This is a genomic window from Paenibacillus sp. UNC217MF, assembly GCF_000686865.1.
GTDB lineage: Bacteria > Bacillota > Bacilli > Paenibacillales > Paenibacillaceae > Paenibacillus_B > Paenibacillus_B suaedae.
The window spans coordinates 51,290-63,722 of record NZ_KK366028.1 but is presented as its reverse complement, the minus strand read 5'-3'; the positions used below and the strand labels follow the sequence as shown (position 1 = coordinate 63,722).

9 protein-coding genes are annotated in these 12,433 nt (G+C 47.3%); 3 read left to right on the top strand and 6 right to left on the bottom strand.

Going from position 1 to position 12,433, the window contains the following annotated elements:
* Positions 1-55 precede the first annotated feature (55 nt).
* Positions 56-1,057, bottom strand: a complete 1,002-nt coding sequence (locus tag BP95_RS32095) for a helix-turn-helix domain-containing protein (RefSeq protein WP_028533244.1) — start codon at positions 1,055-1,057, stop codon at positions 56-58.
* A gap of 374 nt (positions 1,058-1,431) precedes the next feature.
* On the opposite strand from BP95_RS32095, the gene BP95_RS0121910 reads away from it, so the two are divergent.
* A complete protein-coding gene (locus BP95_RS0121910; RefSeq protein ID WP_028533243.1) occupies positions 1,432-3,582 on the top strand; it encodes a YhgE/Pip domain-containing protein in 2,151 nt (716 codons plus the stop codon).
* Between the two features lie 187 nt (positions 3,583-3,769).
* Positions 3,770-5,095, top strand: a complete 1,326-nt coding sequence (locus BP95_RS0121905) for an MFS transporter (protein ID WP_028533242.1) — start codon at positions 3,770-3,772, stop codon at positions 5,093-5,095.
* 191 nt (positions 5,096-5,286) lie between these two features.
* Here BP95_RS0121905 and BP95_RS0121900 read toward each other — a convergent pair whose 3' ends face one another.
* The 3 genes from BP95_RS0121900 to BP95_RS0121890 all read right to left on the bottom strand — a co-directional run bounded on the left by BP95_RS0121900 (position 5,287) and on the right by BP95_RS0121890 (position 9,970).
* Positions 5,287-8,286: a YhgE/Pip domain-containing protein gene (locus tag BP95_RS0121900; RefSeq protein WP_028533241.1), complete on the bottom strand. Its 3,000-nt coding sequence runs from the start codon at positions 8,284-8,286 to the stop codon at positions 5,287-5,289.
* Positions 8,287-8,325: 39 nt separating this feature from the next.
* The gene (locus BP95_RS0121895; RefSeq protein ID WP_021257519.1) at positions 8,326-8,919 is read right to left on the bottom strand and encodes a TetR/AcrR family transcriptional regulator; all 594 of its coding nucleotides are present in this window, start codon (positions 8,917-8,919) and stop codon (positions 8,326-8,328) included.
* Positions 8,920-9,226: 307 nt separating this feature from the next.
* Positions 9,227-9,970 (bottom strand): MBL fold metallo-hydrolase, encoded by a 744-nt coding sequence (locus BP95_RS0121890; protein ID WP_028533240.1) that lies wholly within the window; start codon positions 9,968-9,970, stop codon positions 9,227-9,229.
* A 421-nt stretch (positions 9,971-10,391) separates the two neighbouring features.
* On the opposite strand from BP95_RS0121890, the gene BP95_RS0121885 reads away from it, so the two are divergent.
* Positions 10,392-10,718, top strand: coding sequence for a YxeA family protein (locus tag BP95_RS0121885; protein ID WP_021257521.1), 327 nt, complete (start codon positions 10,392-10,394; stop codon positions 10,716-10,718).
* A 159-nt stretch (positions 10,719-10,877) separates the two neighbouring features.
* Here the strand turns inward: BP95_RS0121885 and BP95_RS32715 are convergent, their stop codons facing one another.
* Both BP95_RS32715 and BP95_RS0121875 read right to left on the bottom strand, forming a co-directional pair.
* A complete protein-coding gene (locus tag BP95_RS32715) occupies positions 10,878-11,048 on the bottom strand; it encodes a CxxH/CxxC protein (protein WP_005545397.1) in 171 nt (56 codons plus the stop codon).
* Between the two features lie 111 nt (positions 11,049-11,159).
* Positions 11,160-12,404 (bottom strand): S1C family serine protease, encoded by a 1,245-nt coding sequence (locus BP95_RS0121875; RefSeq protein ID WP_021257523.1) that lies wholly within the window; start codon positions 12,402-12,404, stop codon positions 11,160-11,162.
* Positions 12,405-12,433 lie beyond the last annotated feature (29 nt).

Here is a 12,433-nt window from a genome sequence, read left to right as displayed (position 1 = left end):
AAACACATTTATCATTTCTTCGCCGATTCTACTCTTTACGGAATATCAAAAATTGCTAGATACCGAACTGTTTCCGATACTCAAGCGGCGTCATATTTACGATCTGCTTAAATACCCGATTGAAATACTGCAGTGTTGTATATCCAGCAGCATGTGCAACCTCATAGACCTTGAGATGTGGGTTCAATAGAAGTTCCTTCGACTTCTGTATACGAACCCGATTCACATAATCAACGAAGGAATAGCCATATCCGCGCTTGAACTGAGCACTGAAATAAGAGATGCTCATCCCGTACCGCTCACTCAATTCAGATAGTGTCAGTTCCTTATAGTAATAGCTTTGAATATATTCGCCTGCCCGTTGGATAAGCAGCCCCGCATTGTTCCTCCGCAACATATTCGTACGAGCCGCCCAATGCTCAGCCATACGCTGAAAATGGGGACCAATATCCGCTTCCCGCTCTGGCAGCAGATCCGAGTAAGTGATTTCATGCTTGCGGAACAAGCGCCGCCACTGGGCATCCAGTTCCCGCAAACATTGGAATCCGGCCTCATCTGCGGTACGAGCATTTCGCATTAAACCCTGCACCAGTTGTTGCTGCTCCTGCAGCATGTCGACAGCTGTGAGGCTTCCGAGTCGGTGGAAGAACCGATAGATGTGCCCATATTGGGTGTGATATACACGATAATATCCTGCCAGCTTGCTGGCTCTTCTGAGCGCATCACTAACCTCATCACGCTTCCAAGGCTTCGGCAAGAACGCAATGGCGCCATATCGCATCGCTTGAAGCAAGAGCTGGTGATCCGATGAGCGCCCTGTGAGCACCACCACAATCGGATGCTCCCTCTCAGATAACCCTCTAGCAAGAGTCAGACCGTCTATCCCGTTTCCTGACGTATCAGCGATTACGACTTCAGGCCATAATTTCTCAACCTGTTCCCACGCTTCCGGCTGGCTCCCCGCTTGTCCGACGACTGTATATCCTCCCTCTTCCACCATCTGCACGGCTTGCCTGCGCTCAATAACATCTTGATCCGCCAGCATGACCCGCAACATCAATATCAATGTCCCTCCTTCGCTACTTCTACTTGGTAATCAACGTTAGCATAGTCAGTTGCAATCTGGTCATGTTCACCCCAATCTTATCCAAATCTTAATAGTTAGGCGCAAACCCGACCCCTTTCATTCCCCCCCTCTCAATTGGCTTACGAAAATTTAATGATATCCTTCACCTCCCGTTTGCAAGCGCTTACCAAATGGTTTAAGCATAATCCATCTGCTCGCTTCGGCCTTGATACATCAACGCATCATCAGTTCATCCTGTCCTTAATTTTGGGGCATCACCTCCTTTATCGCATGTTTCCTGCCCGAACTACGCACAATGATAGCAATGCTGTCAATTTTAGAAATGAACGGGAGAACAGCCTTCTATGAAATCCATCATCAACCTGTATGTAACTGATTTGAAACGCATTACGAGCAACTGGGCTGCCGCCATTGTCATCACTGGCCTTATCGCCCTGCCATCCCTATATGCATGGTTCAATATCCTGGCATCCTGGGATCCGTACAGCAACACCAAGGGGATATCCATTGCTGTCGCCAATAACGATACCGGCGATACACTCCTCGATAAGCCTATTAACATTGGCAAACAAATCATCGAATCGTTAAAGACAAACGAGGCTATCGGCTGGACATTCATGGATGAAAAAGAAGCACTGCGCCGTGCCGAGCGCGGACAAGTGTATGCCGCCATCATCATTCCAGCCGATTTCTCTGCGCGTATCGGTACCGTACTAACAGACAATCCTCAGAAGGCCGAGATCATCTATTATGTAAATGAGAAAATCAATGCCATCTCGCCTAAAATTACGGGCAAGGGAGCCTCGGGCGTCATCCAGCAAGTCAGCTCCAACTTCGTTCGTGAAGCGAACCGCACCATTTTCAAAATATTTAACGAAGTAGGCATAGAGCTAAAGAATGAGCTGCCCACTATTGAGAAGGTCAAGAACCTTGTCTTCAAGCTGGAAAAAGGTTTCCCAGAACTTGTACATGTGGTTGATGTGGCACTGCGCGATACGGCGAAAGCAAATGACATTGTCGCTTCAGCCCAGCGCAATCTTCCACTGGTGTCCCAAGTTGCTGAGGAAGGCGCCCGCTTCTCTCGAAGTGTCGGCGATCTGCTCAATTACAGCGAGCAAGGGATTGATACGATTTCTCCCTTTATCAAGCAGGATCTTAACTCCATCCATCAGACAGCACTGGCTATCCAAGACCTGACCTCCATTCTGCAGGATGCGGGCAGTGATCCTTCTATCGTGAAGGAGGCACTTAACCGTGCAGAAGGACGGTTGGATACGGCCGTCACCCTTGTGAATGGTCTGAACAACTGGTTCAATCGGCTCAACGGGCTTGTCCCAGGCGATCGCTTCGGCAGCACCATAGACCGTCTGCAATCCATACGTGACATGCTGGAGCGACAGTTAGCGATTGTTCGACAGATCTCAGGCGCGGTGGAGCGCGGTGAACAAGTATCGGCAGACCTGATTAATCAATTGAGTCGGATTTCCAAGGAAACAGCAGATGCCACCGGCAGCATACTGAATCGATATGATGATGAGATTAAGCCAAATATCGTTCAGGGCATCCAGACAGCCAAGCGTACCGTAGGCAATGCCCAAACCGTCCTTCAGGATGCGGTGAAGCATATGCCTGACGTGAAGACGATCCTGAACGATGCAGCTAAGCTGATTACAGTCGGCAGTGAAGAAATTAAGAAGATACAGCAAAGTCTGCCTGAAGCGCAGTCCAAACTAACTAACATTGCAGATCGGATTCGCGAACTGGAGGCACGCGGTGATATCAACGAGATTATTGATTTGCTGAGAAATAACTTCGAGAAAGAGAGTGAGTTCTTCGCCGAGCCCGTCGTGTTGAAAGAACATAAACTGTTTCCAATACCGAACTATGGTTCGGCCATGTCACCATTCTTCACTACATTATCTTTATGGGTCGGCGCCCTGCTCCTGGTGTCGCTTCTGACGGTGGAGGTACATGAGGAAGGCGCAGCGTATAAGGATTATCAAGTATATTTCGGCCGCTATCTCACCTTTGTAACGATTGCCCTGCTGCAGTCTTTACTTGTGACCTTAGGCGATTGTTACCTGCTGAAGGCATATGTGTTGAATCCATTCTGGTTCGTCATCTTCGGCATGCTGCTTAGCGGCGTATTTATGCTAATAGTATATACGCTCGTATCTGTTTTCGGCAACGTGGGCAAGGCGCTGGCCATCGTGCTGCTTGTCCTCCAGTTGGCGGGATCTGGGGGTACCTTCCCGATTCAAGTAACGCCGCCGTTTTTCCAAGCGATTCATCCGTATTTGCCTTTTACCTACGGCATTAGCATGATGCGTGAGGCAGTTGGTGGGATTCTGTGGGATGTGGTGCAGCGCGACCTGCTCATGATGTGTGTCTATATTGCGATCACGCTCGTCATTGGTTTGTTGTTAAAAACACCACTGAATCGCTCTAGTGCCAAGTTCGTGCGCAAGGCGAAAGAGAGCAAGCTGATCCACTAGTGCATATCCAACTGCAATCCAACGATCAGTACAATCAGAATGGTCGCCAATAACCCTTTAACCATATTAGCGGTAGCAGTATAATTAAGCTCCCCGTGAGTCCTAAATCGAACATTTCACCCCCTTCCTTGTTCATCGAACCATGATACAATGGAAGATGCCAACATGGACAATCGGGGGAACGCTCATGCGCTTATATCAACAAGTATGGACAGACGTGAAGCAATGGGATAGGAACATTAAGCTGTTTTTTGTCGCCAACTTATGCTTCCAAGTGGGCGGTGGCATGTTCATGGTGCTTTATAATTTGTATATTCAATCACTCGGGTATAACGATGATATGAACGGGACGCTCATCAGCCTGCAATCTCTTGCAACGGCTTTAATGTTTGTCCCGATCGGCTTTTTAGGGGATCGCACGAGCCGGAAGAAGGTTCTCATTCTAGGCGCGCTGCTAACTGGAGTAGGATTCATTGGACGCGCCTATGTCGAATCTGTAATGAGCTTGAACATGCTCGCGATCTTCTCAGGACTTGTCGCTTCGGCATTCCAAGTCATCGCCGTCCCATTCCTTGCGGAAAATGCGCAGAAAGAACAGCGACTACAGCTCTTCAGCTACCACTTTGCTCTAGGCTTAGCCGCTCAGGTGCTTGGCAGCATGGGGGGCGGCGCATTGGCCGACATACTTCAATCCGTCGGATGGAGCAAGGTTGCTAGCTTGCAGACGGTGTTGATGCTAGGGGGAACGGCTACATTAGCCGCCTTTCTGCCGTTGCTCGCCGTTAAGGAGGTTCGCAAGCAGGACGTTCTTAGGGTAGAAATAGAGGCTGAGGATAGGAAACCAGCACAGGCAGCGGCTTCAGTAGAAGCTCCTGTACAAGCTGAGACATCCCCGATGCCTCAACCGGCTGCAGAATGGCGCGATATCCGCCGCCTCACCTTCTGTCAGCTGCTTGTAGGCTTAGGCTCAGGACTCGTTGTGCCTTACTTGAATTTATATTTCACGAATCGATTTAACGCTTCTATTACCGCTGTCGGCTTCCTGATCTCACTTGGGCAGATCATGACGATTATCTCCATGCTCATTGGACCAACACTGGTGAAGCGGATCGGACAGGTGCCTGCAATCGTCGTGTTCCAGATGCTGTCCCTCCCCTTCTTGCTGCTTACTGGATTTACAAATGCAATCTCCATTGCCATCGTGAGCTTCCTGTTCCGGCAAGCGCTTATGAATGCGGCGAATCCGATTCAATCAGCAGTCATGGTTGACCGTATCTCGGATTCACGTCGTGGAATTGCCAACTCCTTAACACAGACCGCCTTCATGCTTGGCTGGGCGAGTATGGGAACCGTACAATCGTATCTGGTCACCACATACGGTTACTATTGGGGCTATGCGCTAACCTTCAGCATTACCGGTGTCCTGTACGTAACCTCATCCATCTGTTACTTCACGATGTTCCGAGAAAAACGGATTCCAAAGGGTCTTCAGGCAGAGGAAGTCACTATATAAAGCAGGATCAACAGCCTCCTCGCTCTGGACAACATCCGTAACAATAACAAAATCGCTGCCTGATAACCCAGGCAGCGATTTTTATATAATCTATATGATGATTGCATAATACGACTATTTACCATTTACCCTAATAAAACCTCTTACTGTTCTACTACAAGACTATCCGCCTGCAAATCTACAATCTACACCTACAGCAGCTTACTTTCCTTCGCTTTCTTCAAGAACTTATCGCTGTTCTTATTAATTGTCTTCTTCAAGCCTATACCAAGTACAAAAGCAATTCCGATATAGATCAATAGGATAAGTACATGCTTCGTCACAACATCCCATAGAATTCCCCCGACTGCCTCACGCATAATGCCTATCGCATGTGTGAACGGCAGGAACGGATTCAGCTTCTGGAAGAACTTCGGCGTCATTTGAATCGGGAATGTACCACCAGAGGCCGCCAATTGGAACACAAGCAATACAATGGACAACGCCTTACCTACATTACCGAATACCGATACCAACGTATAGACGATGCTGACGAATATGATACTGATGAAAATCCCGAACGCGAAGAACCAGAACTTGTGCACGACATAGGTTTTGAGCAGGAACATGTCCCCCAGTGTCACGATCATACTCTGACATATACCGATCGTCACGAAGGTCAGCCAGCGTCCAAAGTACACTTGGTAGCTCTTATAGTCATGCTTATTCTCGATGTCTACAATCAGCATGGAAATGAGCAGCAAGCCGCCGACCCACAATGCCAATGTCGAGAAGAACGGTGACATCGCTGAACCGTAATTCGGTACAGGGAACAGTTCATGCTGATTAAGCAATACCGGCTCCGCAAAGAACTGGCTTTCCTTAGCCGCATCCTTACGAAGCAAGTCAATGACTTGATCCAGATCACCTTTTTCTTCGAATTCACGGATTTTGGATGCAATATCTTTTACTTTCTTTTTGATTTCTGGGAATTTGTCACTGAATTCATCCAGTCCATCTTCCCCCGTGTGAATCTTGCCCTTCATATCAGCCAGTTGGGTCTCGACCTCTGGAATCATTGAGAACATTTCTTTTTTCACGTTCTTGATGAAATCCAAGCCTTTGCGAGAATCTTTGACACCCTTGTCGAAGGCAGGTACAACATCCGAATCGATCTTCCCGATTACTTTATCAATGGACGCACTCGTATCCTTCGAGGAATCATATATCTTCTGCAGCGCATCCTTCGTCGGTTGATTCGCTTTGCCAGCTGCTTCACTCGCACGCTTCAGCATATCCGACAAATCTCCCAGTTTCCCTTTTACCTTATACATACTATCGACGATGTCTGTAATGGCACCATCATCCACAGTCTGCTTCATTTTCTCTGTTGAGGCGATAATTTTATCCGCCAGGTTCTGCCCGTTACTGATGTGGTTCTTTGCATTATTGATTTGATCGATTACCTTATCCGCCGTATTGCGGTTCATGATCTTATCTGTCATTTCAATGACATTGCGAGTGCTGTTCTGCATCTTATCGATCATCTTCAGAGCATCGCGATTCAATGCTTGCATATCCCCGCGGATCGTTTGGAATCGCGGTTTAATACCATTATCATAATCGCTAACGAGCTGAGCAACGAGCTCACTTGCTCTTGCTGCCGCTTCTGCGCCAATCTGCTTGCCGCCAGCCAAGCGATCCTGCAGCAGTGTGAGCTTCGTCTCCATGCCCTTCAATTGAGCAATCAACAGATCAGTGTCTATGCCTGTCACTTGAGCCAGCTTGTTCAGCTGATCCTTGTACTTCTCTAAGGAGCCTAATGTGAGCTTCAACTGATTCGTCATATCCTCGACAGCTGCATTCAGCTTGTCGGTTAATGATGCATCCGTCTCACTGCCCTGAATAAGCTTGTTGACGCGATCAACTTTCTCCTGCAGCTGGCCGAGATGCTCTCGATACATCTTTCCTAATCGTTCTGCATCATCGAATGCCTTCGATACCGTCGGCGCAACCTGTGAATTCAAGGTTGTTCTCGCTTTATCCAAAATCGAGTTGACTTCGATTGCCTTATTGCGAATATCCCTCAGCTTATCATCTGCAATCGACTTCGCAGACTCTACGGTTTTTTGTGCTTCATCCAGACGCGTCTTCAGATCCTCCGCGCCCCGCTTCGCGTCATTCAAGGACGTGAGGACATTATCAAATAGACCATTATTCTTCAGATTCCGATCTACATCTTCAACCGTCGTAATGAGGCGCTGCAAGGAATTCATCCCAGACTCCACTTCGACACTCTTCTTGGCCAGCTCTGTCTCTACCTTGCCAAGATCGAAGTCGGAGTTCATGATATTCTCCACGACCTTCGATGTATCCGTTGCGACACCCTGAAGCTTCCGCAGATTGTCTTTGACAACCGGCACTTCCTTATGGAAGGAATCACTGCCCTTATCGAGCATATTCTCCGCATCTGTAATTACCGAATCCGGTCGGTTCTCGTAGCGCTTGATGACACGAATGGCAGACTCTGCCTTGCTAATGAAGTCCTTCGCCTTGATGATATCAACTTGGCCTGTCTTCATCAGCTTCTCGATCTCCGGCAGCTTCTCCTCCAATTTGAAGATGTTATCTCTAAGCTTCTTAATGTCCGGCTCATTCGTTTCAAGCTTAAGGCCAACATCATTGAAAATATCGAATATCGCTTTGTTCGCTGTCTCTACGAAGTTGCTGCTAATGTTCGACACCAGCGTCGAGGCTCCTGCCCCCGCAACCTTCGGCGAGATCGCATTTATCTTTTCATTAATATAATAATCAAGCTGTGCCTTCTCTGGATGATCCGAGATGACGGATGAGATCTTCTCAGAGAAATCCTCTGGGATAACAATGGCTGCATAATAATCGCCATGATTGACCCCATTGATTGCCTCATCCTTCGTAACAAATCTCCAACCTAACTTCTCATTTTCCTTTAACTGTTCAATAACCTTTGCCCCAACATCAAGATCCTTTCCTTCAACCTTGGCACCCTTATCCAAGTTCGCAACCGCAACCGATACATCCTTCGTATTGGAGTACGGATCCCATGACGGGAGAATGTTGAACCATGCATATAGGGAGGGCAGGATCACTACTGCTAAAATAACAATAATTGCAGCAGGATTTGTAATAATGTTGCGAAGATCCGTTTTATAAATGTGTAAGATGTTCTTCATCCCACTGCCACCACCGTTCTACTTATAATATGTAATGCGTTATCCAATTCGAGCAATCCCCTTCTGAGCTGCCCCATTCAGCAAATAAAATTCAAGCAAATGAGGAATTTGATCCTGATGGATAGCCTTCGCACGCTTCGGCCATTCCACTACAAGCGCTGCATAAGTCTTAATAAATAGGAATGCAGTCAGCTCAGCATCACAACTCTGCAGCTCGCCTGAATCAATAGCTAGTTCTACCTGCTCTTTCACAAAGTGCTGAAGCGCGTCTTCCACCTTGCTCATCTCAGACATCACAATCTCGGTCCCCATCTCCCGCATCTCGTATGAGAGAATAACCATCATCTCATGCTTTGAGCGGAATTCCAACACATTGTGCAGAGTACGGTGCAAGTTCTCTGTGAAGGTTCTCTCTGGATGAACGGATGACTGTGCAACTTCCAGTATGTCTTGAATGAATCTATTCATAATGGCTTCCAACAGCTCTTCTTTTGTTGGGAAAAAACGATAAATCGTCCCCTTGCCCACATGTGCAAGTCTCGCTATCTGATCCATTGTACTGCCTTTATAACCATATAATGAAAATGACTGTGTTGCTGCCTCTATAATCCTCGTTCTTCGATCTACGATCATACGGATTCCTCCTTTCTGCAAAGAGGCGATTACGAACAGGTTCTAGAACTACAGAACTAAATGTGAATTTCGGTCACTCATTCTTGCTATTATACTTCCAGTAAAATGAATTTGCAAGAAACGACACCTTTTAGACACAAAAAAGCGCCCTATCTCATTGACAGAACGCTTGTAACCGTTTTCTTATGGGTGAATTGCATCCGTTTGTAAGTAGTTCGATAAAACACCACTACCAATCGAAACTTTATTTTCATCTATGTTTCTTCTCTCAACATCGTGCTTCATTGGCCACTTCACTTCGTCCATTCTACTTCACAGCTTTGCCGCTCATAGATACCGCTCCCCACTTCCGTTCTGCTTCCTGAATGGCACAATCCATTTGAGATGTCGGCTTCATAAGCATCACCCCATGTCCTACTGCGAGCAGAGTAGGCTGTAACGCCCTTAACTTGATTGCGCTTGCCAGCGCAGCCTCGTTATTCCAAGTCGCCATAGCTGGGAATGGGAACAGCGGCTTAATCATCCCCGATACTGCGATTCCTCCTCGAATTTGAAAAGCATCGCCAGCAATCAGCGCACCATCTCTCGTATCATAGAAGGCCATCATGCCTGGTGTGTGCCCTGGTGCAAGCACGGCACGCAGAGATCCCACCATCTGACCGTCTTGAAGTAGAACATCCGGCTTCGTACGAATTGCCCCTTCCTTCGGCACATCTCCACGAATAGGCGTTGCTGCCTCACCAGCTTCTAATGAGCAGTTCCCCTGCAGCAGCTTGGCATCACGCGCTGAAATCATCACCTTCGCATGAGGAAGCTCCTGCTTCAAGGCATCCAATGCTCCGATATGATCACCATGTGCATGAGTAAGCAAGATACGTGTAATTGGCTTTCCAATTTGCTTAGCCGCCTTCAAGATACGAGCAGCACTATAAGGAAGAGCAGCATCGACTAGTGTCAGCTCATTCTCCTCTTCAACGAAATAACAATTCACAGGAAACAAGCGTGGCAGGAAAGACAGTTGAATAATATGACCTTGCTTACGCATACGCATGGATGACCATCCCTCTCTAACTAATGTTAATTACATAATAACTAATGATATTAGTTTTTGCAAGAAGGAATTTCCTCATCGTGTTAAAAATCATACCTGATTATGTATAAAGCTTACCGTGCATATTCGATTTACGATAGACGAATCTGTCGGTATCCCGATTATTTATCGTTTTCCACTATCCACATGTGGATAATTGTATTTTGCTACCCAAACGCCCCTTATCCACATATTCATCCACGTTATCACCAACCCTGCGCAGCATGTTCATAAGTTGTTCAATGCTCCCCTATTCACTCGCTTTTCCTTCACTTGCCACATGACAGAACTGTAAGGCTGTGTTGGGTAAATCGATTTGTCCTGTTCTTTGTTGCTGTTATGATAAATGCTAGAACTACGTAAACTCGGAGGTATCTGCATCATGAAGAGACTAATTGCTTTATTCGCAGTCATCACATTGTTTGCAAGCATTCTTGTCGGCTGTGACTACAATCGAAACGGCAAGCAGCAATATTATGTCCAAACCGTTGGCGATCCTAATGACAATGGGGAATATACCCTACCCGCATTCGATGAGAAAGGTAATGAGCTGAAGCTCACCTTTATGAAAACAGGGGAAAACCGCAAATTTAAAGAGCATGCGTTTTTACGCGTATATGTAAAAGATACGGATCGTGTAACCGCCTACGAAGAAGTAAGCAAGGACGAGCTTCCTACTAAGGTGAAGGATAAGCTGAATATCAAATAATAACGAGCTTCATTTGATTCCATATGGAACAACGCAAAAAAACAAGGGCGCATCCCCACCTCGGGGGTGTGCCCTTGTTCTATACACGCAATTGAAGTGTATGAACGATTGTGCCCGAACCTTCATGAAACGGACAGGATCATTCATCCTACGACAAGATTACACGACTAGAAACTTCGCCTCTTGCTCGCAATCCATACAGCACTTGATTGGCCGTTCCCAATCACTGAATTCAACGCCATCCAGATCGACAACGTCGGGGGCATCTTCGAACTCATCTACAAAATTGTCAATTGCCAATTCTACATGCTCTTTACAGACTACGTACATGTCGTTCCCTCTTTCTCGCTTATCTTGCTGTCTTATTACGTCCATCATAACATAAATAGGCCCTGTAGGGGTGAAGACATTTGATTTTCCCATCTTTGGATATCACTTAGTTTATCCGGCCTGCTGCGGCTTATCCTCAAGCTGCACAGTCGTCATCATCAGCTTGCCCTCGCGATAGAAGTGAACTTCCATCGTCTCGCCGACCTTCTTCTTCTCATATAAATATTTGCGCAGATCTCGGGTCTGACCGATCGTTTCATTGTCGAAGCGGACAATCACATCATTCAGCTTCAGTCCTGCCTTCTTCGCCGGCCCCGTAGCCTCCAGTACAATAACTCCGTTCTTCACGTCTTGAGGAAGCTTCAGATCATTGCGCTGCTCCTCGGTAATCGGAGCATAAGGATTCGTCAGATCGACCGTATATACACCTAGGTAAGGCCGAATAACCTTGCCAGTCTTCATAATCTCGTCTACTACCGTCATCACTTCATTCGTAGGAATCGCAAATCCAAGGCCCTCAACGCCAGTCGTCGCGATCTTCATCGTATTGATGCCAATAACCTGCCCCTGCAAGTTCACGAGTGCGCCGCCGCTGTTGCCCTCATTAATTGCCGCATCCGTCTGAATGACCCTCTGCTCCCAGTCATATACACCATCCTGGTTCAAGGATACCGGGATAAGTCGATTCGTATAACTAACGATGCCAGCTGTCAGTGAACCGCCTAAGCCAAGTGGATTGCCGATTGCGACGACGGTTTCCCCGAGACGCAGACGGCGTGAATCGCCAATCTCTGCCACCGTGGATACACCTGCATCATCAATAAGAAGAACGGCAATATCCATTACCCGATCCTTGCCAATGAGTTCTGCATTTTTGCGCTGCCCGTTCGAGAGCACCACCTCTAGCTTATCCGCCCCCTGTACGACATGTTCATTCGTCAGGATGAACGCCTTGCCGTCATCGCGCTTAATAATGACACCTGATCCTAGATTTGTGTCCTTCTCATCATCAGTCTCTGCTGCCACTCGCTTCTGCTCATTGACGATGCTGACCACCGCAGGCCCAACCTTATCGGCTACAGTCACAATACGATCATAGGGATCAACCGTACCTGTGCGATTAATGGTCACAGGCTGTGTGACTGAACCTGTTCCCACAATCCAGCTATATAAAATAACGGCTGACAAGGCACTAATCACCGAGCTCACAATAGCCACTTGGACGGTGGACCACCTGCGGCCGGATTGAGTTGTCTTGCCCAGTGTCCATCCCGTTCCTGTCTCTCGCTCCTGCCATCTGCGCTTTACCTTGCCAGATACCTTTGTCGAGAAAAAATCATCATCAAACAAGCTCATCCGAACAACTCCCCTCAACCCTCCAACCG